Below are 25,492 nucleotides of genomic sequence, written 5' to 3'. Positions count from 1 at the left end.
GGTGTCGAGGAGGTGATCGCGATGAACAACGCGATTCGTGACACGCGACAGAACCGGCTCGTCGAGGCACTGTCGGGGCCGCAGCCGTCGACACGACTGCAGGCGGCCCTGGCTGCCGGGACGTACCCCGACGACACGCTCGTGGGCGCCCTCGTCGAGCGCTGCGGCGTCGAGCCGGACTTCTTCGTGCGCGACATGCTCACGTGGGCGCTCACCCGCTGCAGCGTCACCGTCACGATTCCGCGGTTGCTCGCCGAGCTCACCTCGCCGACGCCACAGGCCCGCGGTCAGGCGTTGCACACCCTGTCGAAGATCGGCGACCGCACGGTGTGGTCGAACGTCCCGTCGGAGCTTCTCCACGATTCCGACGACGACGTGGCACGCAGCGCCTGGCGTGCGGCGGTGGTCCTCGTTCCCGACGGTGAAAGAGGTTCTCTCGCTGCGGGATTGGCCGCCGAGTTCGGCCGCGGCGACGAGGAGACGCGGCGCAGCCTGAGCCGTGCACTCGTTGCCCTCGGCGAATCCGCGGTCCCGCTGGTCGTCGCGGCACGGGCGGTCGACGACGATGCCGCCCGCGACCACGCCATCGCTACTGCTCGTCTCATGGACGACCCGGACAGTGATTTCGCGGCCGCCGTGGATCACGCGAGACGCGTGCTCTCGCTGAAGGACGCGCCGTCGGCGGGCACCGATGCTGATCGGTGAGGTGTCGCAGCGCTCCGGTGTGAGCACCCGGATGCTGCGGCACTACGACCGGCTCGGGCTGGTGTCGCCCGCAGGCCGCACCGCAGGTGGCTATCGCGAGTACACGACGGACGACATCGCACGGCTGTTCCGCGTGGAGGGTCTACGGTCGCTCGGGTTGTCGCTGGCGGAGGTGCGACGCCTGCTGGACGCACCCGATTCTTCGGATCCGGGCGCGTTGATCGGCGACCTCGTCGAGCAGTCGCGTCGACGCCTTGCCCGTGAGGAGGAGTTGCTCGCACTGCTGAGGCGCATCGCGGCATCCACCCCGGCCGACTGGGGAGACGTTCTGCGCGCGGTGCGGCTGATGCACGACCTCGATTCGGATTCCGCGGGCGTTCGCTATGGCGCCGCTCTGGCGGCGATGGGCCACCGACTCTCGTCCGAAGCCGTCGCCGACGCCGTGCTGGCCGAATCGGACCCGAACGTCTCCGGCGCGTTGACCTGGGCATTGGCCGCGAGCGGGGACGAGTCGGGCGCCGCCGTCCTGGCCGTGGGCCTGCGGTCCGACGATGCGGACGTACGACGGCGAGCGGTGTCGGCGGTCGCCGAGATGACCGGTCCCGCGGTGACCGGCATGCTTCGCGGCGCGCTCACCGACACCGACGCCGTAGTCCGCAGCCGCGCCGCACTGGCGCTCGGATCTCGCGGCGACCAGGCGGTGGTGCCTTCGCTCATCGAGATGGTGGTCGCGGGCCCCAACGATGTCGAGGCCGCCGACCTGCTCCGCGACCTGGCAGCCGATTCCGGCACCGCCGATCAGCTCGCGACCGACCTGGGCAGGTTGCTCGACGACCCCGCGGTACCGCCTGCCGCGCGGAGCCGCCTCGCCCAAGCGCTGGTGGAGATGCCGGGCGACGCGGCCGCGGACATTCTCGCTCGATTGGTCGACGACGACGACCCGGCAGTCGCGGCCGTCGCAAAGATGCGGCATCACCGGGCGTGATCGGCCGGTCGCGAGGCCGACGGTGAGACAGGTTGTGGATGCGACCCGGGTGGCCCGCGCCCCGACCGGCCCTCGCATGGCAACATAAGCGCAGAGCACCGAGATACGGAGGATGCAGTGAGCCGCAACGAGCACGGCCAACCCGCAGAAGGCACCGGATCGGTCCCGTCCATCCCGCTGTCGGACCCCACGTTGGGTCGCCACGGCGAGCCCAGCATCGGGAATCTGGTGAAGGACGCCACCGCGAACGTGTCCACGCTGTTCCGGTCCGAGGTGGCGCTGGCGAAGGCCGAACTCGTCGGGGAGGCGAAGAAGGCGGGCGCCGGCACGGGTCTGCTGGTGGTCGCCGGGGTGATGGCCCTCTATTCGAGTTTCTTCTTCTTCTTCTTTCTCGCCGAACTGCTGGACAACTGGATGCCCCGTTGGCTGGCCTTCCTGATCGTCTTCCTGATCCTGGTGCTGATCACCATCGTCATGGCGTTCGTCGGCTACATACTCTTCCGCAAGATCAGAGGACCGAAGAAGACGATCGAATCGGTCCGGGAGGTGCCGACCGTGCTGCCCGGGAAGCATTCCGCCGACAGCCCCGCTGCGTCGCCGACACGAACCGGCGACCATCCCGAGATCCCGCGCGCGCACGACCCCGGGCGGGGATGAGGAGTTGGCGGTCCCGCCTGACCCGTCGAGCGTCCGGGTTCCCGGAAACTGGCATCACTTCGACGTCCGGGCGAACGGGGTCCGCTTTCACGCTGTCGAGTCGGACGGACGTTGGCTGGCCGACCGCCCCCTGGTCCTGCTGCTGCACGGATTCGGGGAGTTCTGGTGGAGCTGGCGACACCAGATCGCCGCGCTGACCGAAGCCGGCTACCGCGCCGTTGCCGTCGATCTCCGCGGCTACGGCGACTCCGACAAGCCGCCTCGCGGTTATGACGGCTGGTCGCTCGCCGGCGACACCAATGGACTGGTCCGCGCCCTGGGGCACTCGGAGGCCACGCTCGTCGGGCACGCCGACGGCGGCCTCGTCTGCTGGGCGACGGCCACCCTGCATCCGCGGGTGGTGAACCGGATCGCCGTCATCGCGTCACCACACCCGCGTGCGCTGCGTCGGGGTGTGCTGCGCGACCGCCGCCAACGATCGGCCTTTCTCACCGGCTTCCTGCGAAATCAGTTGCCGCGAACCGGCGAACGACGACTGACACGACGCGACGGTGCCTACATCGAGCAGTACTTCCGCGAGCGCGCCGCCGACACCTGGCAGCAGACCGACGAGTTCGCGGAGGCCGTCGAACGGAACCGGTCGGCGGTCCAGATCCCCTACGTCGCGCACTGCAGCCTGGAGTACCAGCGTTGGGCGTTCCGGTCGCAGTTCCGTCCCGACGGCGTGCGTTTCATGGACCTGATGAATCAGCGGCTGCACATTCCAGTTCTCGCGCTGCGCGGCCGGGAGGATCCGTACATCCTCGATCACCTGATGACCGCCAGCGGCCGATGGGCCGCGCACATGGACTACCGGCACATCGACGACAGCGGCCACTTCGCGCACCAGGAACGACCAGATCAGGTCAACGAGCGGCTGGTGGAGTTGCTCACGCGCGACCTCGGGTGACCGTCCACCGGCGCGCGGTGAGCGGGCGGTCCGTCACGCGTGGACGCAGGACTCGGTGCTCACCCGCGACGACCGGTTCTCCGAGTCGGTGAAATTCGACTGAACCTGCTTGGCGGTCAACACGAACCCGGTCTGGTCCGCGGTGTCCTCGGCAGCGCCGAAGACGACGCCGAGCACCTCGCCCTCCGAGTTGATCATCGGGCCGCCCGAATTTCCCTGACGGATCTGACCGCGGACGGTGTAGACCTCACGCAGGATCCTTCCGGTTCGGTAGATGTCGGGACCGGACAGGTTGATGACCTCGCGCACCCGCACGGGGTTCACCGCGAACGGTCCCGCCTCGGGATAGCCCAGCACGATCGCATCGTCGCCGGGCGAGGCCTCCTTGTCGGTGAATTTCAGTGCAGGCGCGGTCAATCCCGGGACGTCGAGTACCGCGATGTCGTTGCTGCTGTCGAAGAGCACCACCCGGGCGGGCAATTGCTGTCCGCTCGGGGCGGAGACACTGAGACGGCGCGTGCCCGCGACCACGTGGGCGTTGGTCATCACACGTTCCGGCGACACCACGAATCCACTGCCCTCGAGGGCCTGTCGACAACTCGGTGCGGTCCCTTCGATCTTCATCACGCTGGGACGCGTCTGGTTCACGACGGGCAGCTGCACCACAGAGGGATCGGGTGGACCGACGTTGACGACGGGAGTCCGTCCGAACGGTCCGATCACCTGCGGCAAACCGGAATTGTCCAGCAGCGCACTGAAGTCCCTCGGCAGATCACGCAGCCACTGCGGCGCGAACACGTCGACGCCACCGAGCACCTTGGAACCGCGGACGGCCGTCGAGAGCTGGGTCTCGGTGGAACTGCTCAACGGGATCGCGAGCAGCCATGCTGCGACCAGGACGGCGATCACCTGGAGAACCGAGCCGATGACGCTGTCGACGCGGCGTACGCCGCGCGACCGGATGCCGCTGCGCGCCGCCCGGCCGAGGACCATTCCCGACACCTCGCCGACGATGATCAACGCGACCAGCAGGACCACGCCGACCAAGAGTCGCATAGTGCTGTCGTCGAACCTCGAGATGATGTGCGGCGCAAGCAGGATGCCTGCGACCGCACCCAGGATCACTCCCAGGAACGCCAGCGCCGAGGCGACCGCGCCCTGGCGGTACCCACTGGCCGCAGCCAACAGGGCGATCACCACGACGATGAGATCAACCCATCCGGATCCGCTCACCGATGCCCACTCTCACCGCGATCGGGGTCGCCGATCGCCTGATGCATCGCCTCCGGCAACACCGCCGAGAACCCCGTCGTCTGGGGACTTCCCGCGGCCTCAATCGCCTCGTCCAGAGGACGGACATCCTCCTTGTCCCATGGCACATCCCACCCCGACACCTCGCTGATGGCCGCGATCAACCCGCCGGTGAACCCCCACACCAGCAGCCCGTCGACCATGAACGCCGGTCCGCGGTAGGCACGCGCCCCGAGCACGTTCCGTTGCACCTGAAAACGACTCTCCGGCGCGAGAAGCGCACGCAGGTTGACCCTCGCGACCCTCGACGTCTCTGCGGTGTCCATCACCTGGACGTCGCCTGGACGCTGCCAGTGGGCCAGAACGGGGATGACGTCGAACGCCGACACCGGGACGGGGAACGACGGGAGGTTGGCGACCACGTGGACGCCCTCGGCGACCAGACCGGTCTCCTCGTTCGCCTCGCGCAATGCGGTGCCCACCGGGTAGTCGTCACCCGGATCCATGGCACCGCCCGGGAAGGCGACCTGTCCGCTGTGCTGCCGGAGGGTCGGTGCGCGTTCGGTGAGCAGGATCTCGGCGTCGGCAGGAAGCCCGCCCGGATGGTCGGCGGCGGCATCCCAGCTGCCGGAGACCAGCACCAGGACTGCCGCGGCACGGCGATCCCGGCCGAGCATCGACGCCCAGCGAGTGCGATCTCCGCCGCGATTGAGCACCGCGTCGGTGACGGCACCGACGTTGCCGGTCACCGTTCGCAGCCATGGTGGGATCTGTCCGGTCGGCACCAGCGGTCCGACCGGTGAGATCTGCTCCCCGTCACGCGCATGGTCGGACGTCATGTCGTCACCCCCAGGTACTCACGGACCGCGACGGCGATCTGATCGGGATCGTCGAAGACCTGCGGCAGGATCTTGGCGACCGTGCCGTCGGCGCGCACCAGGATCGTCGACGGGAAGACCCGCGGCGCCTTCAGCGCTCCGGCGATCCGGGCGTCGGTGTCCATGACCACCGGCAGGTGGACATTGTTCTCGGTGAGGAAACGCAACGCCAGATACGGGTTCCGCGCACCTTCCTGGGCGTGCACCGCCAGCACCGTCACCTGATCTCCCGCGCGCTGTGCATAGTCGGCCATCTGCGGTAGCTCCCGACGACACGGCAGGCACCACACCGCCCACATGTTGACGACCATCGGTTTTCCGGCGGTGCCCGCCCCGACGTCGTACGGCTTGCCGTCCGCGAGACATGGCGCGGTCACGCCTGCGAGCACCGACGCCTGGCCCATCGCAAGACCGGTCTGGGGACAGGGCGCGAGCGCGGCGTCCCGTCGGGCCTGGGCCAACTGGCCCTCGTCGACCTGCGCGTCGGTCGCCCTGGGGCCGGTCGCGGTCGCCGGGTCGGACACGCTCGCCGTCTCGTCGTCGCCGCGCGGCCAGATCGCCACCACCAATGCGATCATCACGACGATGAAGACCAGCGTCCATCGGGCGGAGGCCGGGAAGCGGCGGCGTGGGGGACGGGACGGTTCCGGTGAGCCGGGCTCGGCAGGACTCGGGCTCACTGTGGACGGTGTGTCGTTCACTGCGCTGTGATCCCCGCCAACTGCAGCAGGTGATCTGTCTCGGGTCCCTTGACCAGCCGGGCGGCCTCGGCCTTGTCCATCGGACCGGTGCCGGCGGCCGGACAGTCGGCGGCCAGGACGCAGATCCCGCACGCCGGTTTGCGCGCGTGACACACCCGCCGGCCGTGGAAGATCACGCGATGCGAGAGGTCGGTCCATTCCTTGCGTTCGATGAGCTCACCGACCGCCCGCTCGATCTTGACCGGATCGGTCTCGGTGGTCCATCCCCACCGGCCGACCAGCCGGGCGAAGTGGGTGTCCACGGTGATGCCGGGCACCCCGAAAGCATTCCCGAGGACCACGTTCGCGGTCTTGCGACCGAACCCGGGGAGCGTGACGAGGTCCTTCAGCGTGTTCGGGACCTCGCCGTCGAACCGCTCGACGAGCGCCTGCCCGAGTCCGATGATCGAGTTCGCCTTGTTCCGGTAGAAGCCCGTGGAGCGGATCATCTCCTCGAGCTCGGTGCGGTCGGCCTCCGCGTACGACACGGCGGTCGGATATTTCGCGAAAAGCGCAGGGGTGACCATGTTGACGCGGACGTCGGTGCACTGGGCCGACAGGATCGTGGCGACCGACAGTTCGAGTGGCGTGGTGAAGTCGAGCTCGCAGTAGACATGCGGGAAGGCGACCTTGAGGGTTCGGTTCATCCGCCGGGCGCGCCGCACCAGCCCCAGGCGCGTTTCCGCTCCGGCGCTCTTTCGTGGACGGGCCCGCGTTGCCGGCGCCGCCGAGTCGGGGGTCTTGCGTGCACTCACCGATTCAGGTTAGCCAGATCGTCGCGGTGGGACCCACAGAGACCGTGCGCATCGCCGGAATCGGCGCCCCACGACGGTGCTACGCATTGGTAACAAGTCAGTGAAGGCCGCCACTCTGGTTGGCGGGGGACTGACCGGATTGTGTTTACTGGTCCCCATGCAAGGACTCGCGGCGCTGCTGTTCCCAGCTGTCCTCATGCTTTTCGCGCTGGCGATGGAGAAGGTGCAGAGTCGGATCGACCGCCTCGCCGTGTCCCGCGACCACGTGGACGAACTCCTCGGATCGGCGCACGCCGCGCATGCGGATCCGCTGGCCACGGACGGTTTTCCCGCTGCGCTCGACGAATTCCGCAGTCGCCGTGGAATCGGTGAACCGACGCTGCCGACCTCGGGTTCGATGATCTCGTCGTCGCCCAAGCGCGCCAGCTGACCCGCGTAACCGCCATAACCGACGAAGCCGACTCGCCGCAATGGTCAGGTCCGTGACCCATTCAACACTTATGCTTGGGGCGAGAGTAGCGTTGCACGGGGCAACGCGTCGGCGGGGCGGTATTCACGTGCTTGTGAACGTCGGTGACCAATTGCCACGCGAGTGTGGTTTGGACGAGAAAGGTTCCTAGGTGGAGGACGTACTGGCGCGGGCTGGCATATTCCAGGGTGTCGAGCCCTCGGCCGTCGCAGCGCTGACCAAGCAGCTTCAACCGGTCGATTTCCCTCGCGGCCACGTGATCTTCCACGAGGGTGAGCCGGGCGATCGGCTCTACATCATCCTGTCGGGCAAGGTGAAGGTCGGGCGTCGCTCTCCTGATGGTCGCGAGAACCTGCTGACGATCATGGGGCCGTCGGACATGTTCGGCGAGCTGTCGATCTTCGACCCGGGGCCGCGGACGTCGTCCGCCACCACGGTCACGGAGGTCCGCGCGGTCTCGATGGACCGCGACGCCCTGCGCGCGTGGATCAAGGACCGCCCCGAGATCGCCGAGCAGCTTCTGCGCGTGCTCGCACGCCGCCTCCGCCGGACCAACAACAACCTCGCGGACCTCATCTTCACCGATGTCCCGGGACGTGTGGCCAAACAGCTCCTGCAGCTCGCGCAGCGCTTCGGCACCCAGGAGGGCGGCGCACTGCGCGTCACCCACGACCTCACGCAGGAAGAGATCGCGCAGCTCGTCGGCGCGTCCCGCGAGACGGTCAACAAGGCGCTCGCAGACTTCGCACAGCGCGGCTGGCTCCGCCTCGAGGGCAAGAGCGTGCTCATCGCCGACTCCGAGCGTCTGGCGCGTCGCGCGCGGTGATCTCTCGGCGCCCTTCGTGACGCTCGCTTCGCTCCCTCCTCAGGGAGCAGTAGGTGCCGCCGCTCACTCCTCAGGGAGCAGTCACTCCCGTCCCCTGAGGTGCGAGCGAAGCGAGCCACGAAGGGTCACCGCCCCCGCAGATACTCCAACTGCGCCTTGACCGACATCCGTGCGGCCGGCCACAGCTTCTTGTCGACGTCGGCGTAGACCTTGCGGACCACCTTCATCGGCTTGGCGTCCTTGGCCGATACACCGAGCTCATCGAGCGCGGCCACGATCTGATCGATCCGTTCTTCGCGGTGCGCCTTGTAGTAGCGCGCCACCGGACCAACCTGGGGATGGTCGGGGCCGTGCGCGGGAAGCAAGACGGCGTCCTCTCCCTCGACGATGATCCGGTTGAGAGAGTTCAGATAGTCCCGCAGCGTGCCGTCGGACGGATCGATGACGGTGGTACCACTGCCGAGGATGGTGTCGCCGGTGAGAAGGGCGCGCTGGCCGTCGCACTCGACGAGGAAACTCACCGAATCGCCGGTGTGACCCGGTGTGTCGAGCACGGTGATCCGCACCCCCGCCACCTCGATGACCTCCCGGTCGGCCAGCGCAGGGGCCCCGTGGGAGAACTTCGACGACCGCGCCCGCACCGGTGCGTCGACACGTTTCCGCAGACGCTTGATGGCCCCGGTGTGGTCGAAATGTCGGTGCGAGATCAACACCAATGCGATACCCGGCTGCTCGGCAATGCGTTTGACGTGGCCCTTCTTGTTCGGCGGGCCCGGGTCGACAACAACACACTCGGCATGTCCGGGTGCCCGCAGAATCCACGTGTTGGTGCCGTCGAGCTCCATGTTTCCCGGGTTGTTGCACAGCAGCACCGACGCGAACGGGGTGACCTCCCGAACCACGCCGTAGGCGGGGTGGGCCGGCGCCGGCCCCGTGTCGTCACTTCCGTTGTCGGTCATGTCATCCGACACTACCCACAGCGTCGCCGACGGCAGTGGTCCAGGTCACCGAGCACGATCTCGGTGACGTCGGGGGCTACGCCGACCGATCGACGTCCTCGACGATCTGGGGCGCGAACTCGCTCTGGAGGCTCTTCAGCAGCGAAGCTCCCTGCGTGACGACGCCGGTCATCAGTTCGTTCACGCCTTCGGCACCGTTGAAGACGGTGAGATTCGACGCGCCGATACCCTTGGCGACCTCGCCGACCAGGGCCGGCAGTTGCTCGATGAGCTGCTGATCGAGCGCGATGCGGTTGTGCTTGGCGGCCGCCGCCGAACTGATCTCGACGGCCCGCGCCTGTGCCTCCGCGATGATCTGGGTGCGACGTGCCTCGGCCTCCGCCGGCTTCACCACCTCGGAGATCAGCTGCTGCTCGCGTAGATCGGCCTGGGCGTTCGCCAGCAGCGACTGCTCGCGGATGATCTCCTGGTTCACCCGGGCCTCGGCCAGCGGACCCGCCTGGGCTGCCTCGGCATCGGCCTTGTCGGTCTCGGCTTTGATCTGCGCCCGCTTGATGGCGGTCTCACGCTCGTAGTCGGCCTGGTTCCGCAGCGATTCCTGCTGAGCCTTCGACGCTTCCTGATCGGCCCGTGCGCGCTCGACCGCCGCCTCCCGTTGCACCTTCGCGATGTTCGGAGCCGCGAGCGCATCGATGTAACCCGAGTCCATGTCGTCGATGGACTGGATCTGGAACGAGTCGACGACGAGACCGATCGAACCCATCTCCCGCTTCGAGGCCTCGAGCACCTGCCGTGCCAGCGTGTCGCGTTCCCGGATGATCTGCTCGACGGTCATCGACCCGACGATCGAGCGCAGATGCCCGGAAAACACCTGTCCGGTGAGCTGATTCATCTCGTCCTCCTGCTCCGAGATGAACCGCTGTCCGGCATTGACGATCGACGGGACATCGCTCCCGACCTTGTGCGCGATCACCGCACGCACGTTGAGCTGAATGCCCTGGGTGGTGACACAGACCTCCCGGATCTGCGCCTCATGCAACGCCATCGAGAGGAACCGCACCTTGCGCAGGACCGGCATCACCCATTTGCCGTGGCCGACCACGACGTCGAACGGCGCACCGTCTAGTTGGGCCTTCTTACCCGAGATCAGCATCGCCTCATCGGGTTCGGGAACGTGGTAGCCGAGCATGGTGGCCCTCCTCAGTCGTCGTGACACCCGATGCGTCTGTGCGCGCACGGTGTTCACAGCTTGGACGGCTCATGCTACGGCGCGGTTCCGACGTGTCGTTCGCCTGGACGACAGGAGGTGGAAAGCCGCCGCGGACCCGGTCAGGTCGGCATCGGCAGCCAGCGCTCGACGTCGAGCACGCGACCCGGCCGGACGCCGATCACCAAGATCGTCTCGTCCACGTCGAGAGGCATCGCAGCTACGGCGAGAAAGCGTTCGGTGCCACCGGCCGACGCGAGTTCCACCTCGCCGAGCGACTCCCCGCCCCGATGGCGAGGGTGACCACCCCTGTCGTCCCGATCACGTGCACCCCCTTGTCGCCCGCAGACAGTCGCCCCCGCAACAGTCGTGCCCCGCAAACAGTCACTGCCACAAGCAGTCATCGCCGCAACCGTCGCCACGGGTAGCTGTCACCGTACACAGCCTCGGCGTGAGCGGGCGCTCACGACAATAATCGTCGCGACGCCCCGCTCACACTGCAGTCGAGTACGAAGGTGTCAATCAGCGACCAGGTCATATCCGAGCTTGGCGACCATCACCACCACCACTGCCAGCAGCACCCACCGGACAAACGCACTCCCTCGGCCGATCGCCATGCGTGCGCCGATCTGTGCGCCCGCGATGTTCGCGACGGCGAGGCCGATTCCCAACAGCCACATGACGTTTCCCTGCCACGCGAAGACCGCCAGAGCGCCGAGATTGGTGCCGGTGTTGATCACCTTGGCCATTGCCGAGCTCTCCAGGAAACCTGTCCCCACCAGCGCGGTGAGGGTGATGATCAGAAAGGTCCCGGTCCCCGGACCCATCACGCCGTCGTAGAAGGCGATCACCACACCGGCGAGCACCAGCCCGAGGATCACCGACCACCGCGGCCGAGAGACCCCGAGACCCGAACCGAACCCGGGGTTGAGGGCGACGAACAGCCCGACCACGACCAGCAGGCCGAGCACGATCGGCGTGAACACGGCCTCCGGCAGTCGACTGGCCGTGTACGCGCCGAGCGCCGAGAACGCCAGTGCACTCACGAAGACGGGGACGAGGCGACCGACGTCGATACGCAGCCGACGGACATAGGCCACCGCCGCCGACGCGGTCCCGCACACCGCCGCCAGCTTGTTGGTGCCCAGCGCGGTCGCCGGGGCCAGCCCCGGGAACACGATGAGCATCGCCGGTATGAGGACGAGGCCACCGCCCCCGACCACGGCGTCCACCCAGCCGGCCGCGGCAGCCGCCGCGATCAGGACGGCGACGTCCACCAGCGGACCGAGCCGACACAAGCGAAATCGATCCGGCGGGTCACCGGATCAGGCGACCTCGACGATGAGCTCGACCTCGACGGGCGCGCCCATCGGCAACTCGGCCACACCGACAGCCGAACGCGCATGGACACCCATCTCGCCGAAGATCTCGCCGAGGAGGTCGGACGCGCCGTTGATCACGCCGGGCTGACCGGTGAAACCGTGCGCGGAGGCGACAAAACCCACGACCTTCACGATGCGCACCACCGAGTCGATGCCGACGAGACCGTCGACGGCGGCCAGCGCGTTCAGAGCGCACTGACGTGCGGCGGCGTTGGCCTGCTCGGGACTGACGACACCCTCGGCACCCTCGTGAACCTTGCCCGCGACGTCGAGCTCACCTGCGACGATCGGTAGCTGACCTGCGGTGTAGACGAGGTTCCCGGTCCGGACGGCCGGTACGTAGCTCGCCACCGGAGACACCACCGGAGGCAGTTCGACGCCGAGCTCGGCAAGACGCTGCGTCCATGTACCTGCCATCGGCGTCAACCCTTCGGACGCTTCAGGTAGGCGACGTGCTGCTCACCGGTCGGACCGGCCAGCACACTGACCAACTCCCAGCCGTCGGCGCCCCACTGATCCAGGATCTGCTTGGTGGCGTGCGTCAGCAATGGCACGGTCACGTACTCCCACGCGGTCACTTCACTCATGGACCCACCCTAACGGGTTGAGTGTTGTCGATATGGTGATGCGGTGGTGAACGAAACACCGTCCGACGACGCCGGGCACGCGAACGAATGGCCAGAGTCCGCCGAGCGCGCCCGCCTGCACTTCGTGTCCGGTAAGGGAGGTACCGGCAAGACCACCGTCGCTGCCGCCCTCGCCCTCGCCCTGGCCGCCGACGGCAAGAAGGTCCTCCTCGTCGAATGCGAAGGCCGACAAGGCATCGCGCAACTCTTCGACATTCCTCCCCTGCCGCCGAACGACACCCGCATCGCCACCGCCTCGGGCGGCGGCGAGGTCTCGGCGCTGGCCCTCGACATCGAGCACGCCCTGCTCGAGTACCTCGACATGTTCTACAACCTCGGGTTCGCCGGCCGTGCGATGAAGCGCATCGGTGCGATCGACTTCGTCACCACCGTCGCCCCGGGTCTCCGGGACGTTCTCATCACCGGCAAGATCAAAGAGCGGATCATCCACACGGACAAGCAGGGCAAACGCGTCTATGACGCGGTCGTCGTCGACGCCCCGCCGACCGGTCGGATCGGCAACTTCCTCGACGTCACCAAGGCGATGGCCGACATCGCCAAGACCGGCCCCATCCGCAACCAGAGCGACGGCGTGGTGAAACTGCTCCACTCCGAGGACACGGTGATCCATCTGGTCACGCTGCTCGAGGCGATGCCCATCCAGGAGACGGTCGAGGCGGTGGACGAACTCCGTGAGAAGAACCTCACCATCGGCACGCTGATCATCAACCGCGTCAGCAAGACCCACCTGCCTGCCGGGTACATCGACGAGATCGCCGAGGGCCGGATCGACGCGCCGCGCGTGCTCGAACACCTGTCCGAGGCCGGCATGCACGCCTCCGACGAGGACCTTGCCGGTCTACTCACCGAGACGATCGAGCACGCGACCAGGCTGCAGGCACAGCAGATTGCCAAGGCGCAGCTCGACGACGTCGAACTGCCCACCCTGGAATTGCCGACCCTCGGCGACGGCATCGACCTCGGGGCGATCTACGAGCTCGCCAACCTCTTGCAGAAGGCAGGTGCCTAGATGCCGCTGGATCTGAAGATGGGCTCGGTGCTCACCGATCCCGCCACCCGTGTGGTCATCTGCTGCGGCGCCGGCGGGGTCGGCAAGACCACCACCGCAGCCGCCATGGCCCTGTATGCCGCCGAACAGGGCCGGACGGTCGCGGTGCTCACCATCGACCCGGCTCGCCGACTGGCCCAGTCACTGGGCATGTCCGAGCTCACCAACGACCCGCAGCCGGTGGACATCGGGGCCGCGAACGGTTCGGGCCGCCAGGCCACCGGCTCGCTCGACGCAATGATGCTCGACATGCGACGCACCTTCGACGAGATGGTGCTGGAGTACTCCTCGCCCGATCGCGCGGCGGCGATCATGGAGAACTCCTTCTATCAGACGATGGCGTCGTCGTTCTCCGGGACGCAGGAGTACATGGCGATGGAGAAGCTCGGCAAACTGCTCGAGCGGAACCACTGGGACCTCATCATCGTGGACACCCCACCGTCGCGGAACGCACTCGACTTCCTCGACGCACCGCAGCGGCTCGGGTCGTTCCTGTCCGGTCGCTTGATGAAGGTGCTCGTCGGCGGTGGTCGCGGGGTCGGCCGGATGGTGACCGGCGCGATGAGCCTGGCGATGCGCGGCGTCTCCACCATCATCGGCGGCGACATGCTGCGCGACGTCGCGACGTTCGTGCAATCGCTCGACTCGATGTTCGGCGGCTTCCAGGATCGGGCGCTCAGGACCTACGAGCTGCTCAAGCAGCCGGGCACCCAGTTCGCGGTGGTCGCGGCGGCCGAACCGGACGCATTGCGTGAGGCGGCATTCTTCGTCGACCGACTGTCGGAGGAGTCGATGCCTCTCGCGGGATTGATCCTCAACCGCACCCATCCGAATCTGACGTCGATCTCGGAGTCGTCTGCCCGGGCGGCCCTCGAGACCGTCGAGGACGAACTGACCCGCGGGGTCCTCGAGATCCACTCCGAGCGCGCGGCGACGGGCAAGCGGGAACTCCATCTGTTGCAGCGGTTCACCGCGTCGCATCCGGCCGTGCCGATCGTCGGCGTCCCGTCGCTGCCCTTCGAGGTTGCCGACGCGACCGCGCTGCGTGCCGTCGCCGAACAGATCGTCAGCCGCGGCTGACACACACGGCTGCGCGCACAGCGGATCTCCCGAACACGACGATCACCAACACGACGATCACGAACACGACGATCACGAACACGACGATGGCCGGCCCCGAAGGGCCGGCCATCAGTTGTCGTGCGACTGTTGTCCGTCGGTGGGTCACACCGCGTCGGCGCGCTGCCGACGTCGTTGGGCGTCGAAAAAGGCCGCCCAGGACGTGACCTCGGGATGCTGCCGTAGCAGTGCCCGCCGCTGCCGCTCGGTCATGCCGCCCCAGACTCCGAACTCGACCCGGTTGTCGAGGGCATCGGCACCACATTCGAGCTGCACCGGGCAGTGCCGGCAGATCGTTGCGGCCTTGCGCTGGGCCGCTCCGCGGACGAACAGGTCGTCGGGGTTTCCTCCCCGGCATCGAGCTTGTGACACCCACATCAACCGAGCGTCATCTCCGGTGGAAACTGCCGCAATCGCCATCCGCCGACCCCTGTCTGTCGTTGTGTCCCGCCGGGTCGTCACTGCGCTTCTTGCCGCGACTCCGACGTCCCTGACCGTGAATGTGGCCCTCCAGCAGGAGCATTTGCACTGATCAGGGCTCCTGCAACGCGGCTGCGCTTCACATCCCCACGGGAATGTTAAGTGAGTCACATTCTGCACTCAATTTAAGGATCTGTGCATGGGAGCGCAACCCCTGGAGCAAAGAAAATGGCACCATCGTCCAAACAAGTGATATCTGTGCAGGTCACCTGCGCCGCTCGCCGCGCGCGACCCCCCGTGCGCGACGGTCGGACGTTGTTCTGCGCATCACACGTATCCTGTCCGTGTGTCGATCTCGAAGAAGCTGTGGCCGCTCGCCGGAGCCTGCCTGTTGGCCGGTGTCTTGGTGGCAGGCCTGCTGTACCCGGTCGCCAGCGGTATGGGCGTGGTCTCCAACCGCGCCGCCTCCGCCGTCGAAAATGTCTCATCGGAGCTGCTCAACGGCACCCTCCCGGAGGTCACCACGATGACCGACGCGGCGGGGACGCCGATCGCGGTGCTCTACGACCAGTACCGCTATCAGGTCGGCTACAACGACATCTCGCCCGACATGATCCGCGCGATCATCTCGATCGAGGACCGTCGCTTCCTCGAACACGACGGCGTCGACTGGAAGGGCACCATCCGCGCCGCCCTCAAGAACTCGTCGTCGGGCGAGGTCCAGCAGGGCGCATCGACGCTCGACCAGCAGTACATCAAGAACTATCAACTCCTGGTGCTCGCACGCACCGAGGCCGACCGCCAGGCGGCGATCGAGACCACTCCGGCACGCAAGCTGCGCGAGGTCCGGATGGCGCTGACGATGGAACAGTCGCTGACCGATCAGGCAAAGCGCGACAAGGGCCTCGACGACGCGGCGGCCAAACAGGAGGCCAAGAAGCAGATCGTCACCCGGTACCTCAATGTGGTGCCCTTCGGCAACAACGCGTATGGCATCGAGGCCGCCGCACAGACCTACTTCGGCAAGCACGCCAAGGATCTGAATGTCGAGCAGTCGGCGATGCTGGCCGGCATGGTGCAGTCGAGCTCCGCGCTCGACCCGTACACCAACCCGGAGGCCGCCACCAAGCGCCGGAACACCGTCCTCGACACCATGATCGACAACTTCCCCGAGCGACGGGCCGAGCTCGTGGCCGCCAAGGCTAAGCCACTGGGCGTGGTGCCCAACCCGCAGACCCCCACCCAGGGCTGCATCGCGGCGAACAACGACGGTTTCTTCTGCGACTACGCATTGCAGTTCCTCGCCGAGAACGGGATGTCCCGTGACTCGGTGAAGCGCGGCGGCTATGTGATCCGCACGACGCTCGACCCGGATGTGCAGCGCTCGACGCTACGGGCCGTCAAAGCACAGGCGAACCCGGATTCCGACGGCGTCGCCGACGTGATGAGCGCGATCCGGCCCGGCAAGAAATCCCACGACATCTTGGCGATGGCTTCCAGTCGCGACTACGGACTCGACCTGAAGAAGGGCGAGACCGTGCAACCGCAGCCGTTCTCGATGGTCGGCGACGGCGCCGGATCGGTGTTCAAGATCTTCACCACCGCGGCCGCCATGGAAAAGGGTCTCGGCGTCGGCTCCAACATCCCGGTGCCGGGCTTCGTGGCCGTCGAGGGCATGGGTAACAGCAGCGGCACCAACGGCTGCCCGGCCAATTCGTACTGCGTCAAGAACGACGGCAAGTACCCCGCCTCGATGTCGGTGACGCAGGCCCTCGCCCAGTCCCCCAACACGGCGTTCGTGAAGCTCCTGCAGCAGGTCGGGGTGAAGCCCGCGGTCGACATGGCGGTGCGTCTGGGGTTGCGGTCCTACACGGTGCCCGGTTCGTCGGGCTACGGCGACAAGAGCATGGCCACCTACGTGAAGGAAGGCAACTTCGGTTCGTTCACGCTGGGGCCGCTGCCCATCAACGGGCTCGAGCTCTCGAATGTGGCGGCCACCCTCGCGTCCGGCGGCACGTGGTGCCCGCCGAACCCGATCGCCTCGATCAGCCGTATCAAGCGCGACCAGTACGGGAATCCGGTGCTGGGCCCCGACGGGAAGCCGGCGTTGACCGCTGTCCCGTTCACCCCTCCGTCCTGTGAGCAGGCCGTCGAGGAAGGCCTCGCGAACACCCTCGCGAACGGTCTCAGCCAGGACGACAAGGGCGGCGGCACGTCCGCCGGTGCGGCCGGGTCGGCGGGCTGGACGTTGCCGGTCTCCGGCAAGACCGGTACCACCGAGGCCCACCGCTCCTCGGCGTTCCTCGGCTTCACCAACAACATCGCCGGGTCGTCCTACGTCTACAACGACGGCCCGAACCCGACCGGCATCTGCAGCAGCCCGCTGCGGCAGTGCTACGACGGCAACCTCTACGGCGGCATGGAACCCGCCCGGACCTGGTACCAGGCGATAAAGCCGGTGGCCACCAAGTTCGGACCGGTGCGTCTGCCTCCGACCGATCCGCGATTCATGGCGGGCAACGACCGCGGCCGGATCCCGTCGGTCAGTGGCCTCCCGGCGAGCGCCGCGACATCCCGACTGCAGCAGGCCGGGTTCAAGGTGAACCAGCTCGATGTCGACAGCAACCGGCCCCAGGGCACGGTGGTCTTCACCGCGCCGTCGGATTCGGCCATGCCGGGCAGCGTGGTGACGATCTACGTCAGCAACGGCCGTCGCGACGAGGACGACCGGGGTCCCACGGAGACGACGGTGCAGGTCCCGGGTGTCGGGCCGGTGGTGATCCAGCTGCCGGGGTGAGCGGCCCTGGAACCCGGCGAAAACCCGTGGACGCCGCGGGCGTGCAACTGCGTATCCTGAGTTAATGGTTCACGTCGACAACGCCCTCGCGGGCCGGATCACCTCAGCGGGCCTGACCTCCGCCGCGGCCGTACGCGCGGCCGGTGGCCTGGCCGGCCTGGCCGCCGCGGGTCTCTTCTATTCGACGGTGGTCGAACGCAATGCGTTCACACTCCGCCACAGCACCCTTTCGGTGCTCGAGCCCGGGGCCGCACCGCTGCGTGTGCTGCACATCAGCGATCTGCACATGACCCCTGGCCAGCGACTCAAGCAGGCATGGGTGTCCGAGCTCGAGGCTCTGGAACCGGACCTGGTGATCAACACCGGCGACAATCTCGCACATCCGCAGGCGGTTCCGGCGGTCATCCAGTCGCTGGGTGGGCTGCTGTCGCGCCCGGGCATGTTCGTGTTCGGCTCCAACGACTACTTCGGTCCGCGCCTGAAGAACCCCTTCCAGTACTTCCGGAGCGACCACACCCGGAGCTTCGGCGATCCGCTGCCGTGGCAGGATCTGCGTGCGGCGTTCATCGAGCGCGGCTGGCTGGATGCCACCCACACCATCCGCGAACTCGAGGTCAGCGGAGTGCGCGTGGTGGCCGCGGGCGTCGACGACCCACATATCGAACGCGACCGCTACGAGACCATCGCCGGGCGGCCGAATCCACTCGCCCACCTGCGGTTGGGGCTCACCCACTCCCCGGAGCCCCGGGTGCTGGACCGCTTCGCCGACGACGGCTACGACCTGGTGATGGCAGGTCACACGCACGGCGGCCAGCTCTGCCTTCCGTTCTTCGGGGCGCTCGTCACCAACTGTGAACTCGATCGTTCGCGCGTCAAGGGCGTGTCCAGCTGGGGCTCCGCGATGAAGTTGCATGTCAGCGCCGGGCTCGGCACCTCGCCGTATGCGCCTGCCCGGTTCTGCTGCCGACCCGAGGCGAGCCTGCTGACCTTGACGCCGGTCTCCAACGGCGACGCCGAGTTCGACGAGGACCACTCGCTGCCGCAGTTGGCGTCGGAGATCGGCTGAGCACCGACGTCCCCCGCGGGTTGAAGGTCCTCGCCTTCGACACCTTCGGCACGGTCACCGACTGGTTCACCGGGATCTCCGGTGTGGTCGGTGACGTCGTAGCGGGCGTCGATGCGGGCGACTTCGCACGCGAATGGCGCCGACGATACGGTCCGATCCTCGCGCGGGTGGAGTCGGGAGAGCTGCCGTGGCGGCGTCTCGACGACCTGCAGACCCAGACCGTGCACGAGGTCGCGTCGTCGTTCGGTTGCACACTCGACCCTGATCAGGCGATCCGGCTGGTCCGCGCGTGGCGCACCATCCCGGGGTGGCCGGACGCCGCCGACGGAATCCGTCGCCTCCGGAGCGAATTCGTCGTGTGCGCGCTGAGCAACGGTACCGTCGCGTTGCTCACGGACATGGCCAGACACAACGGTTTTCAGTGGGATGTGGTCGGCGGGTCCGATCTCTGGCGACACTACAAGCCGGCCCGCGAGACCTACTGCGGGCTGGCCGATCTACTCGAGGTCGACCCGGCTCAGGTGATGATGGTGGCCACTCATCAGCACGATCTCGACGCGGCCCGCTCATTCGGCCTCCGAACCGCTTTCATCGAACGGCCGATGGAATGGGGCGGTGCTCCGAAGGACGACTCGGGCTCGGAACTCAACGACATCCACGCCACCGACATCCTCGACCTGGCACGGCAACTCGGCTGCTGACCTGACTCATCGAGCACCATTTCCCGTTCAGCTCAAGGTCAGTCGGACCAGCGGCACGTCATCGATCGACAGACCGGTGGATTCTTCGATGATCCCGGCCAATTCGCCGTAGGCGCGTGCGTGGGCCGTGCGATACCGGTCCATGACGGCGGTGGCGTCACCGTCGTCGAGCACCTCGGCCACCGCAGGCCGCCCCGACGACCGACCGATCGAGACGCGGCAACGGGGATCGGCCTGAAGATTCTTGAACCACTGGGCACGTCGTCCGAATCCCGACGCGATCACGACTTGTGTCGGCGTGGATCGCTCGACCGTCTCGAGAACCACGTAACGTGTCTCCCCGGTGGTACGTCCGGTGTGCTCGAGCAACAACAGGCGACCACCGAACAGAAAGCCGAGGCGTGCTCGGAAAAGGATGATCGGTGCGCGCACCAGCCACCGTGTCTGCAGCATTCGGGCGGCAATGCTCATTCTGGACCTCCTCGTCGCCCGCGGACGTCTACCGGGGCACCTTACCGCCGCGCAATCATCCGCTACGGAGGATGCGCGCAGCGGGCGGGGTCCGTGACCATGCGGTAGAGGTGACGCGACAAGGCTTCCGGCACCCCATCTGAGAGAAAGGTTGCCATGACCACACCACAGTACGAGGACCACCGACTACAGCAGGGCTTCGCGGGCGGCGCGACGATCGCCGCCGCGATACTGCTGCTCACCGGCGGTATCATCGGTCTCCTGCAGGGCATCTCGGCGGTGGCCAAGGACGATCTGTTCGTCGTCGGCCAGGAGTACATCTACAAGATGGACGTCACCGCCTGGGGATGGATCCACATCGTCGTCTCGATCATCGCCATCGGCATCGCGATCGGGATGTTCACCGGCGCGACGTGGGCGCGGATCGGGGCCATCGTGATCGCCGCGCTCTCGATCATCCTGAACTTCCTGTGGCTGCCCTATTACCCCTGGTGGTCGGTCTTGGTGATCGCGATCGATCTCGTGATCATCTGGGCGGTCGCCACCTGGAGAACCGTCTGAACCTGCATCTGCCGCCTCATCATCAGGCCCGGTCCGTGTCCGCCACATCGGCGGGCGCCGGCCGGGCCTGCGCAACACCATGGCGGCCCGCACCGTCGGCAAATCGTCGGGCGCCGGCCAGCGTGTCGACGGCCAGTGACGCCCTGCCGTGCGTGAGTTCGTTGGCGATGGCGGCCCGCTCGTCGAGGCCCTCCTGCTCCAGCATCGACAATCGGTCGTGGCGCAGGCACGTCTGGGGCAGTCCGGCGAGCTCGGCGGCCAGACGGATCGCGGCGTCGAGCGATGTTCCCGCCGGGACAACACGATTGGCCAGCCCGATGTCGAGCGCCTCCGAGGCACCGACGGCCCGCCCCGTCAGGACGAGGTCCATCGCCCGGCTCGCCCCGATGAGTCTCGGCAATCGCACCGTTCCGCCGTCGATGAGCGGCACACCCCATCGACGACAGAACACCCCGAACACCGCATCGTCGTCCACCACCCGCAGGTCGGCCCACAGAGCGAGCTCCAGGCCGCCCGCCACCGCATGACCCGACACCGCCGCGATCACCGGCTTGCTCAAACGCATCCGGGTCGGACCCATCGGGCCGTCGCCGTCGTCGGCCACGCGGTTCGGTTCACCTTCGGCGATCGCCTTGAGATCGGCTCCCGCACAGAATGTCCCACCTTCGCCGTACAGGACGGCCACCGCCACCGCATCGTCGGTGTCGAAACGTCGGAAGGCGTCCGCCAGCGCATCGGCTGTCGCCCGGTCCACCGCATTACGACGATCGGGGCGGTTGACGCCGATGATCCGCACATGTCCCTCGGTGCGTTCGATGATCGTCGACGTGGTCATCGGCCGTCCATCCCCGATCGCTTCCAGTCGCCGAAGGGCTCATCCCGCTCACGCACCGCCTCGCGGAATCCTCTGTCGGCCGCGCGGGCCGCAAAGGCGTACCCCTCGCTGGTATGCCGGGAGATTCCGTCGAACACGGTACTGATCATGCCCGAGTTGGCGACTCCCTGATTCTGCAGCGCGGAATTGAGTGCGAGCTTCACCATCATCAGCTGGTTGATCGGCATCCGCGCGATCCTGGCGACCAGGTCTTCTGTGCGGGCGTCCAATTCGTCGGCGGGAGCGGACTCGACGGCCAGTCCCCAGTCGGCGGCCTGCCTGCCCGAGATGCAATCACCGGTGAGCAGCAGCCGTTTCGCTCGTTGGTCGCCGAGGCGATGCGCCCACATCCCCGCGGCCGGCACACCCCACACCCGAGTGGGCGGATAGCCGATCTTGGTGTCGTCGGCGCAGATGATCTGGTCGGCGAACAACGCGATGTCGGTGCCGCCGGCGATCGCGAACCCGTGCAACTTGGCGACGGTCGGCTTGTTGGCGTGCATGAGGCTCGCGAACCCCCGATTGAACCGGCTCATCATCGCGTAGTCGATCATCGGATCCCAGACCGATCCCGGGTCGTGGTTGCGGGCCTGCACGATCGGGTCGATGACCGTGCCCTCCGGCGAGTCGGCACCGTTGTCGCCACCGGCCCCCTCGGCGAAGATCGACAGGTCGTAACCACCGCAGAATCCTTTTCCGTTGCCGGACAACAAGATCACGTGGACTTCGGGGTCGAGGTCGGCCCGCTCTACCGCTGCGGCGAGGTCGACCGGGGTGTCGGCGGTGATCGCGTTGCCGCGCTCCGGACGATCGAAGGTGATCCGCGCGATGCGTCCGGTCACCTCATAGGTCAGCGTGCGGTACGTCCGCTCGGAGGCCGCACGGTGTCGTCCGCGGAACTTGCTGTCGGCGCCGGCGGTCTGGCCGGCGTACCAGGGTGCGGCGGCGGTGTCGGTCGGTTCGTCGGTCATGGCTTGTGCTCCACTCAGCCGATCTTCGGGGTGACACGGTCCAGTATCGTCGCGATGTCGAGACCGGCCGGCAGTGCACCGAACACATCACCACGGACCGCCCCCAGCCGAGTGGCCGAGAAGGCCTCGGCCACAGCGGGATGGCCGTGGCGGTGCAGGAGGGAGCCTTGCAACACCAACGCCATCTCACCGACGATCTGACGTGCCGCGAACTGCGCCGCGCCCGCGTCGTCGATGTCGGCGAACCGGTGGCGCAGTCGGTCGATCGCGGCATCGAGTGCGGCGGACTGCCCGCGGCCCGACTCCACCTCCGCGAAGAAGACGTCGAGAGTCTCCGGCTGTCGCACGATCGCGCGCAGCACGTCCAGCGCCGCAACGTTTCCGGAACCCTCCCACACCGACATCAACGGCGCCTCACGGTACAACCTCGGCATCCGGGATTCCTCCACGTATCCGTTGCCGCCCAGGCACTCCAGGGATTCTGCCGCATGCGCGGGACCGCGTTTGCACACGTAGTACTTGCTGACGGCGAGTGCTATCCGCCGCAGCGCGTCCGCCTCGTCGTCACCCGCGACGGCACGGTCGGTCACCTCTGCCAGCCACAAGGCCACGACCGTCGACGCCTCGGCCTCCACGGCCAGGTCGGCGATCACGTTCCGCATCAACGGCTGATCGATCAGCGTCAGGCCGAACGCGCTGCGGTGTGCAGCGTGATGGGCGGCGGTCATCACGCCTGTGCGCATCGACGTGGCGCTTCCCAGGGTGCAGTCCAGCCTCGTCAGGTTGACCATCTCGATGATGGTGCGCACGCCGCGGCCCTCATCGCCGACGAGCCATCCGATGGTGTTCTCGTATTCCACCTCGCCGCTGGCGTTGGACCGGTTTCCGAGCTTGTCCTTGAGCCGTTGCAGTGCAAAGGGATTGCGCGAACCATCGGGAAGCACACGGGGGACAAAGAAGCACGAGAGGCCGCCGGGTGCCTGCGCGAGGACGAGGAACACATCGGACATCGGCGCCGAGGTGAACCACTTGTGCCCGGTGATGCGGTAGGTGCCGTCCCCGATGGGAACCGCCGTCGTGGTGTTGGCCCGCACATCGGAGCCGCCCTGCTTCTCGGTCATCGACATGCCGGCGATGAGACCAGCCTTCGACAACGGGTTACGCAAACCGGGATCGTAGACGGGCGCGGTGAGCAGCGGCTCGTACCGCGCGGCGAGGTCGGCGTCAGCCCGCAACGCCGGGACGACCGCATAGGTCATCGAGATCGGACAGAGGTGTCCGGCGTCCGTCGGACCCCACACGCTCATCTTCGCCGCCCGGACCAGATGCGGGTTCGGTGAGGTGTCGGCCCACGGGGCACCGTGGAGACCGAATCCGACTGCGCGGCGCATCAGTTCGTGGTACGCCGGGTCGTAATCGACCTCGTCGACGCGGTTGCCGAATCGGTCGTGGGTGCGCAGCTGGGGCGGATGGGCCTCCGCGCGATCAGCGAGATCGGCCACTTCCGCAGAACCGGCCTGCCGACCGATCTCGTGCAGGTCGTCGAGGGCGTACCCGGCATGGGCGCGGGCCATCGCCTCCAGGACCACGGGTTGCTCGGCGAGGTCGTGATCGACGAGAGCGGGAGCTTGATTGGTGACTACGTGTGTTGCCGGCATGCGACGCCTCCTCGAGATGCCGATGACCCGAGAACGGGCCACCCATGTCGCACCACTATTACATAATCGGCGCGCGGGAATCGAGAGTGTAATGGCCGCGCCGGGTTGGATCAGCCGTGCGCGCGGTCGAGGACCCGCGCGACGTGCGCGCCGAATTCGTCGCGAAACCGCTCGTAACCTGTGCGGATCCGGGCACCCGGCCACGGCGTGGGCAGTAGGGGCTCCGGCAGCAGCGGATCGCGCATGATGTGCCGCACGACCTGCGCGGCGACCTCGAACCGGTCCCGCAGCTCGACGGCGCCGTCGAGCGAGGCGATCAGCTCCTCGGCCCGCTCGGCCCATCGTGTCGGTCCGAACAGACGATCCGCGAGCTCGACGGCAGGTTCGTCGGGTTCCGCATCGAACAGGGTCACGCGTCCCGCGACGGCCGGGTCGTCGTCGAGAATCACGTCGAGGTTGGCCGGGCGCGTCCACACGCCCTCGCGGAGTTCGCCGAAACGCGCCCCGGCCAGAGCGGCCCTCGTCGCATTCCGCGCACCTGCGTCATCGGCCGGCACGCTCACCACCACGAGCCGCCAGCAACCGTTCCACTTCCGGAGCCCCGGATGGATGGACGCGTCCTGTCTCCGCTGACGTTCCACGAGCCGATCACTCAGCCGATACAGCCCGTCGACGCGCTCGAGATCGCCACCCGCGACCATCCGGGTCAGCGCGACCCGCACCGCCGACTCACCGAGCCCGAGTTCGGCGGCGATCGCCAGGATGCCCGCCGGTGTGGCCTGCCCAGGATGGGCTCCCAGCAGAGTGCTGAGAATGGCCGACCGGGCCGAGAGTCGCTGTGGTCCGGTCGCGCGGGGCATGGCGTGATGCTATCCCGGGGGCCGGAGTGCCCGGCGCCGGTCGAGGCCGCGGACCACCTCGGAAGGGTTGACGCCGTATCGCCGACGATCTGCGGCCTACGCGCCCCACGAGCAGCCGCCCCGGACCAAGAGATCGTGTCCAGGTATGGCAGGGAGTCCGGCTCGGGAAGGCTGCTCGGGCATAGGCGCGGGCAGGACTGTTCGGCGTCACAGTCGCTACGCGCGAGTCTCCCAGGACAGAAAGACCCCCATCACGCCAGCTTAATGAACGATCGTTCGTCTTTCAGGCCACGCCGTCTACGCCATGAGTCCCGCTCGCCCAAGAGGCACTTGATCTCGATCTCAAGGTTCCTATACTGTGTTCGAAGCCACAGCATCGACCCAATTTGTCGCCACAGACCCCAGGCGTGCATTGAGGAAATTGTACGAACAGGCGTTCGTGTTATGCGTTGGCCCGACAGGGGCTGCGACATACAGAACGGGCGTTCGCGCGAGGCGATTGTGCGGCGCAGTACCCCATCGGCTGGTATCGGCCG

At 67.4% G+C, this 25,492-nt stretch carries 29 protein-coding genes; 12 read left to right on the top strand and 17 right to left on the bottom strand.

Features of this window, described 5'->3' with window-relative positions:
• Nucleotides 1-21: 21 nt before the first annotated feature.
• From GTV32_RS17820 to GTV32_RS17805, 4 genes are all read left to right on the top strand, one after another.
• Nucleotides 22-705: a HEAT repeat domain-containing protein gene (locus GTV32_RS17820; protein WP_161061448.1), complete on the top strand. Its 684-nt coding sequence runs from the start codon at nucleotides 22-24 to the stop codon at nucleotides 703-705.
• On the top strand, nucleotides 692-1,690 hold the full coding sequence (locus GTV32_RS17815) for a MerR family transcriptional regulator (RefSeq protein ID WP_161061447.1): 999 nt from the start codon (nucleotides 692-694) through the stop codon (nucleotides 1,688-1,690). The genes GTV32_RS17820 and GTV32_RS17815 overlap by 14 nt, the downstream gene beginning before the upstream one ends.
• 117 nt (nucleotides 1,691-1,807) lie before the next feature.
• A complete protein-coding gene (locus GTV32_RS17810; RefSeq protein ID WP_161061446.1) occupies nucleotides 1,808-2,347 on the top strand; it encodes a phage holin family protein in 540 nt (179 codons plus the stop codon).
• Nucleotides 2,348-2,351: 4 nt separating this feature from the next.
• Complete coding sequence (locus GTV32_RS17805; RefSeq protein ID WP_161061445.1) at nucleotides 2,352-3,296, top strand: alpha/beta hydrolase; 945 nt, start codon at nucleotides 2,352-2,354, stop codon at nucleotides 3,294-3,296.
• Nucleotides 3,297-3,329: 33 nt separating this feature from the next.
• Here GTV32_RS17805 and GTV32_RS17800 read toward each other — a convergent pair whose 3' ends face one another.
• Genes GTV32_RS17800 through nth form a run of 4 tightly spaced genes read right to left on the bottom strand, consistent with a single transcriptional unit; the run spans nucleotide 3,330 to nucleotide 6,812 of the window.
• Nucleotides 3,330-4,529, bottom strand: a complete 1,200-nt coding sequence (locus tag GTV32_RS17800) for a MarP family serine protease (RefSeq protein WP_161061444.1) — start codon at nucleotides 4,527-4,529, stop codon at nucleotides 3,330-3,332.
• On the bottom strand, nucleotides 4,526-5,386 hold the full coding sequence (locus GTV32_RS17795; RefSeq protein WP_161061443.1) for a CoA pyrophosphatase: 861 nt from the start codon (nucleotides 5,384-5,386) through the stop codon (nucleotides 4,526-4,528). Before GTV32_RS17795 ends, GTV32_RS17800 begins: the two co-directional genes overlap by 4 nt.
• The gene (locus GTV32_RS17790) at nucleotides 5,383-6,126 is read right to left on the bottom strand and encodes a TlpA disulfide reductase family protein (RefSeq protein WP_343287372.1); all 744 of its coding nucleotides are present in this window, start codon (nucleotides 6,124-6,126) and stop codon (nucleotides 5,383-5,385) included. Before GTV32_RS17790 ends, GTV32_RS17795 begins: the two co-directional genes overlap by 4 nt.
• A complete protein-coding gene (gene nth / locus GTV32_RS17785; protein ID WP_161062604.1) occupies nucleotides 6,123-6,812 on the bottom strand; it encodes an endonuclease III in 690 nt (229 codons plus the stop codon). Before nth ends, GTV32_RS17790 begins: the two co-directional genes overlap by 4 nt.
• Before the next feature lie 265 nt (nucleotides 6,813-7,077).
• Here nth and GTV32_RS17780 point away from each other — a divergent pair, with 265 nt between their 5' ends.
• Both GTV32_RS17780 and GTV32_RS17775 read left to right on the top strand, forming a co-directional pair.
• On the top strand, nucleotides 7,078-7,350 hold the full coding sequence (locus GTV32_RS17780) for a hypothetical protein (protein WP_237421578.1): 273 nt from the start codon (nucleotides 7,078-7,080) through the stop codon (nucleotides 7,348-7,350).
• A 190-nt stretch (nucleotides 7,351-7,540) separates the two neighbouring features.
• Nucleotides 7,541-8,215, top strand: coding sequence for a Crp/Fnr family transcriptional regulator (locus GTV32_RS17775; RefSeq protein ID WP_006330855.1), 675 nt, complete (start codon nucleotides 7,541-7,543; stop codon nucleotides 8,213-8,215).
• A 125-nt stretch (nucleotides 8,216-8,340) separates the two neighbouring features.
• Here the strand turns inward: GTV32_RS17775 and GTV32_RS17770 are convergent, their stop codons facing one another.
• The 6 genes from GTV32_RS17770 to GTV32_RS17745 form a co-directional block, all read right to left on the bottom strand.
• Nucleotides 8,341-9,174 carry an MBL fold metallo-hydrolase gene (locus tag GTV32_RS17770; RefSeq protein ID WP_161061442.1) on the bottom strand — a complete coding sequence of 278 codons (834 nt, stop codon included), beginning with the start codon at nucleotides 9,172-9,174 and terminating at the stop codon, nucleotides 8,341-8,343.
• A gap of 76 nt (nucleotides 9,175-9,250) precedes the next feature.
• Complete coding sequence (locus tag GTV32_RS17765) at nucleotides 9,251-10,363, bottom strand: flotillin family protein (RefSeq protein WP_161061441.1); 1,113 nt, start codon at nucleotides 10,361-10,363, stop codon at nucleotides 9,251-9,253.
• Nucleotides 10,364-10,503: 140 nt separating this feature from the next.
• Complete coding sequence (locus tag GTV32_RS24135; RefSeq protein WP_343287371.1) at nucleotides 10,504-10,647, bottom strand: hypothetical protein; 144 nt, start codon at nucleotides 10,645-10,647, stop codon at nucleotides 10,504-10,506.
• A gap of 252 nt (nucleotides 10,648-10,899) precedes the next feature.
• Nucleotides 10,900-11,658 carry a TSUP family transporter gene (locus tag GTV32_RS17755; RefSeq protein WP_161061440.1) on the bottom strand — a complete coding sequence of 253 codons (759 nt, stop codon included), beginning with the start codon at nucleotides 11,656-11,658 and terminating at the stop codon, nucleotides 10,900-10,902.
• A gap of 48 nt (nucleotides 11,659-11,706) precedes the next feature.
• Nucleotides 11,707-12,180 (bottom strand): RidA family protein, encoded by a 474-nt coding sequence (locus GTV32_RS17750; RefSeq protein WP_161061439.1) that lies wholly within the window; start codon nucleotides 12,178-12,180, stop codon nucleotides 11,707-11,709.
• 5 nt (nucleotides 12,181-12,185) lie between these two features.
• Nucleotides 12,186-12,350 carry a DUF4177 domain-containing protein gene (locus GTV32_RS17745; RefSeq protein WP_161061438.1) on the bottom strand — a complete coding sequence of 55 codons (165 nt, stop codon included), beginning with the start codon at nucleotides 12,348-12,350 and terminating at the stop codon, nucleotides 12,186-12,188.
• 43 nt (nucleotides 12,351-12,393) lie between these two features.
• Here GTV32_RS17745 and GTV32_RS17740 point away from each other — a divergent pair, with 43 nt between their 5' ends.
• Both GTV32_RS17740 and GTV32_RS17735 read left to right on the top strand, forming a co-directional pair.
• A complete protein-coding gene (locus GTV32_RS17740) occupies nucleotides 12,394-13,419 on the top strand; it encodes an ArsA-related P-loop ATPase (RefSeq protein ID WP_161061437.1) in 1,026 nt (341 codons plus the stop codon).
• Complete coding sequence (locus GTV32_RS17735) at nucleotides 13,420-14,538, top strand: ArsA family ATPase (RefSeq protein ID WP_161061436.1); 1,119 nt, start codon at nucleotides 13,420-13,422, stop codon at nucleotides 14,536-14,538.
• On the opposite strand, the gene GTV32_RS23920 is transcribed toward GTV32_RS17735, so the two are convergent.
• Together GTV32_RS23920 and GTV32_RS17730 are read right to left on the bottom strand one after the other, a co-directional pair.
• Nucleotides 14,525-14,650, bottom strand: coding sequence for a hypothetical protein (locus tag GTV32_RS23920; RefSeq protein WP_272918239.1), 126 nt, complete (start codon nucleotides 14,648-14,650; stop codon nucleotides 14,525-14,527). The genes GTV32_RS17735 and GTV32_RS23920 overlap by 14 nt on opposite strands.
• A 32-nt stretch (nucleotides 14,651-14,682) precedes the next feature.
• Entirely contained in the window at nucleotides 14,683-14,997 is a 315-nt protein-coding gene (locus tag GTV32_RS17730) for a WhiB family transcriptional regulator (RefSeq protein WP_161061435.1), read from the bottom strand.
• A 352-nt stretch (nucleotides 14,998-15,349) separates the two neighbouring features.
• Between GTV32_RS17730 and GTV32_RS17725 the strand changes: the two genes are divergently transcribed.
• The 3 genes from GTV32_RS17725 (at nucleotide 15,350) to GTV32_RS17715 (ending at nucleotide 19,561) form a co-directional block, all read left to right on the top strand.
• Nucleotides 15,350-17,794, top strand: a complete 2,445-nt coding sequence (locus GTV32_RS17725) for a penicillin-binding protein (protein WP_161062603.1) — start codon at nucleotides 15,350-15,352, stop codon at nucleotides 17,792-17,794.
• A gap of 64 nt (nucleotides 17,795-17,858) precedes the next feature.
• Nucleotides 17,859-18,860 (top strand): metallophosphoesterase, encoded by a 1,002-nt coding sequence (locus GTV32_RS17720; protein WP_161061434.1) that lies wholly within the window; start codon nucleotides 17,859-17,861, stop codon nucleotides 18,858-18,860.
• A 20-nt stretch (nucleotides 18,861-18,880) separates the two neighbouring features.
• Nucleotides 18,881-19,561 (top strand): haloacid dehalogenase type II, encoded by a 681-nt coding sequence (locus GTV32_RS17715; RefSeq protein WP_202421837.1) that lies wholly within the window; start codon nucleotides 18,881-18,883, stop codon nucleotides 19,559-19,561.
• Nucleotides 19,562-19,588: 27 nt separating this feature from the next.
• On the opposite strand, the gene GTV32_RS17710 is transcribed toward GTV32_RS17715, so the two are convergent.
• Nucleotides 19,589-20,032 (bottom strand): nitroreductase family deazaflavin-dependent oxidoreductase, encoded by a 444-nt coding sequence (locus GTV32_RS17710; protein WP_161061433.1) that lies wholly within the window; start codon nucleotides 20,030-20,032, stop codon nucleotides 19,589-19,591.
• A 156-nt stretch (nucleotides 20,033-20,188) separates the two neighbouring features.
• Here GTV32_RS17710 and GTV32_RS17705 point away from each other — a divergent pair, with 156 nt between their 5' ends.
• Nucleotides 20,189-20,593, top strand: coding sequence for a hypothetical protein (locus GTV32_RS17705; RefSeq protein ID WP_161061432.1), 405 nt, complete (start codon nucleotides 20,189-20,191; stop codon nucleotides 20,591-20,593).
• Nucleotides 20,594-20,615: 22 nt separating this feature from the next.
• Here the strand turns inward: GTV32_RS17705 and GTV32_RS17700 are convergent, their stop codons facing one another.
• From GTV32_RS17700 to GTV32_RS17685, 4 genes are all read right to left on the bottom strand, one after another.
• Nucleotides 20,616-21,428 (bottom strand): crotonase/enoyl-CoA hydratase family protein, encoded by an 813-nt coding sequence (locus GTV32_RS17700; protein ID WP_161061431.1) that lies wholly within the window; start codon nucleotides 21,426-21,428, stop codon nucleotides 20,616-20,618.
• Entirely contained in the window at nucleotides 21,425-22,438 is a 1,014-nt protein-coding gene (locus tag GTV32_RS17695; protein WP_161061430.1) for a crotonase/enoyl-CoA hydratase family protein, read from the bottom strand. The genes GTV32_RS17700 and GTV32_RS17695 overlap by 4 nt, the downstream gene beginning before the upstream one ends.
• 14 nt (nucleotides 22,439-22,452) lie before the next feature.
• A complete protein-coding gene (locus tag GTV32_RS17690) occupies nucleotides 22,453-24,096 on the bottom strand; it encodes an acyl-CoA dehydrogenase family protein (RefSeq protein WP_161061429.1) in 1,644 nt (547 codons plus the stop codon).
• Nucleotides 24,097-24,206: 110 nt separating this feature from the next.
• Nucleotides 24,207-24,956 carry a PaaX family transcriptional regulator C-terminal domain-containing protein gene (locus GTV32_RS17685; protein ID WP_161061428.1) on the bottom strand — a complete coding sequence of 250 codons (750 nt, stop codon included), beginning with the start codon at nucleotides 24,954-24,956 and terminating at the stop codon, nucleotides 24,207-24,209.
• Nucleotides 24,957-25,492 lie beyond the last annotated feature (536 nt).

The organism is Gordonia sp. SID5947 (genome assembly GCF_009862785.1).
Taxonomy (GTDB): Bacteria; Actinomycetota; Actinomycetes; order Mycobacteriales; family Mycobacteriaceae; genus Gordonia.
The sequence above is the reverse complement of the archived record's forward strand: the minus strand, read 5'-3'. Positions and strand labels throughout refer to the sequence as shown.

Excerpts from the sequence above, each read along its gene's own strand:
- GTV32_RS17815 (WP_161061447.1), top strand. The coding sequence starts at position 692 with ATGCTGATCGGTGAGGTGTCGCAGCGCTCCGGTGTGAGCACCCGGATG.
- GTV32_RS17700 (WP_161061431.1), bottom strand. The coding sequence starts at position 21,428 with ATGACCACGTCGACGATCATCGAACGCACCGAGGGACATGTGCGGATC.
- GTV32_RS17695 (WP_161061430.1), bottom strand. The coding sequence starts at position 22,438 with ATGACCGACGAACCGACCGACACCGCCGCCGCACCCTGGTACGCCGGC.
- GTV32_RS17735 (WP_161061436.1), top strand. The coding sequence starts at position 13,420 with ATGCCGCTGGATCTGAAGATGGGCTCGGTGCTCACCGATCCCGCCACC.
- GTV32_RS17730 (WP_161061435.1), bottom strand. The coding sequence starts at position 14,997 with ATGGCGATTGCGGCAGTTTCCACCGGAGATGACGCTCGGTTGATGTGG.
- GTV32_RS23920 (WP_272918239.1), bottom strand. The coding sequence starts at position 14,650 with ATGGCCGGCCCTTCGGGGCCGGCCATCGTCGTGTTCGTGATCGTCGTG.
- GTV32_RS17765 (WP_161061441.1), bottom strand. The coding sequence starts at position 10,363 with ATGCTCGGCTACCACGTTCCCGAACCCGATGAGGCGATGCTGATCTCG.
- GTV32_RS17780 (WP_237421578.1), top strand. The coding sequence starts at position 7,078 with ATGCAAGGACTCGCGGCGCTGCTGTTCCCAGCTGTCCTCATGCTTTTC.
- GTV32_RS17795 (WP_161061443.1), bottom strand. The coding sequence starts at position 5,386 with ATGACGTCCGACCATGCGCGTGACGGGGAGCAGATCTCACCGGTCGGA.
- GTV32_RS17745 (WP_161061438.1), bottom strand. The coding sequence starts at position 12,350 with ATGAGTGAAGTGACCGCGTGGGAGTACGTGACCGTGCCATTGCTGACG.
- GTV32_RS17685 (WP_161061428.1), bottom strand. The coding sequence starts at position 24,956 with ATGCCCCGCGCGACCGGACCACAGCGACTCTCGGCCCGGTCGGCCATT.
- GTV32_RS17720 (WP_161061434.1), top strand. The coding sequence starts at position 17,859 with ATGGTTCACGTCGACAACGCCCTCGCGGGCCGGATCACCTCAGCGGGC.
- GTV32_RS17705 (WP_161061432.1), top strand. The coding sequence starts at position 20,189 with ATGACCACACCACAGTACGAGGACCACCGACTACAGCAGGGCTTCGCG.
- GTV32_RS17710 (WP_161061433.1), bottom strand. The coding sequence starts at position 20,032 with ATGAGCATTGCCGCCCGAATGCTGCAGACACGGTGGCTGGTGCGCGCA.
- GTV32_RS17770 (WP_161061442.1), bottom strand. The coding sequence starts at position 9,174 with ATGACCGACAACGGAAGTGACGACACGGGGCCGGCGCCGGCCCACCCC.
- GTV32_RS17690 (WP_161061429.1), bottom strand. The coding sequence starts at position 24,096 with ATGCCGGCAACACACGTAGTCACCAATCAAGCTCCCGCTCTCGTCGAT.
- GTV32_RS17820 (WP_161061448.1), top strand. The coding sequence starts at position 22 with ATGAACAACGCGATTCGTGACACGCGACAGAACCGGCTCGTCGAGGCA.
- nth (WP_161062604.1), bottom strand. The coding sequence starts at position 6,812 with ATGAACCGAACCCTCAAGGTCGCCTTCCCGCATGTCTACTGCGAGCTC.
- GTV32_RS17750 (WP_161061439.1), bottom strand. The coding sequence starts at position 12,180 with ATGGCAGGTACATGGACGCAGCGTCTTGCCGAGCTCGGCGTCGAACTG.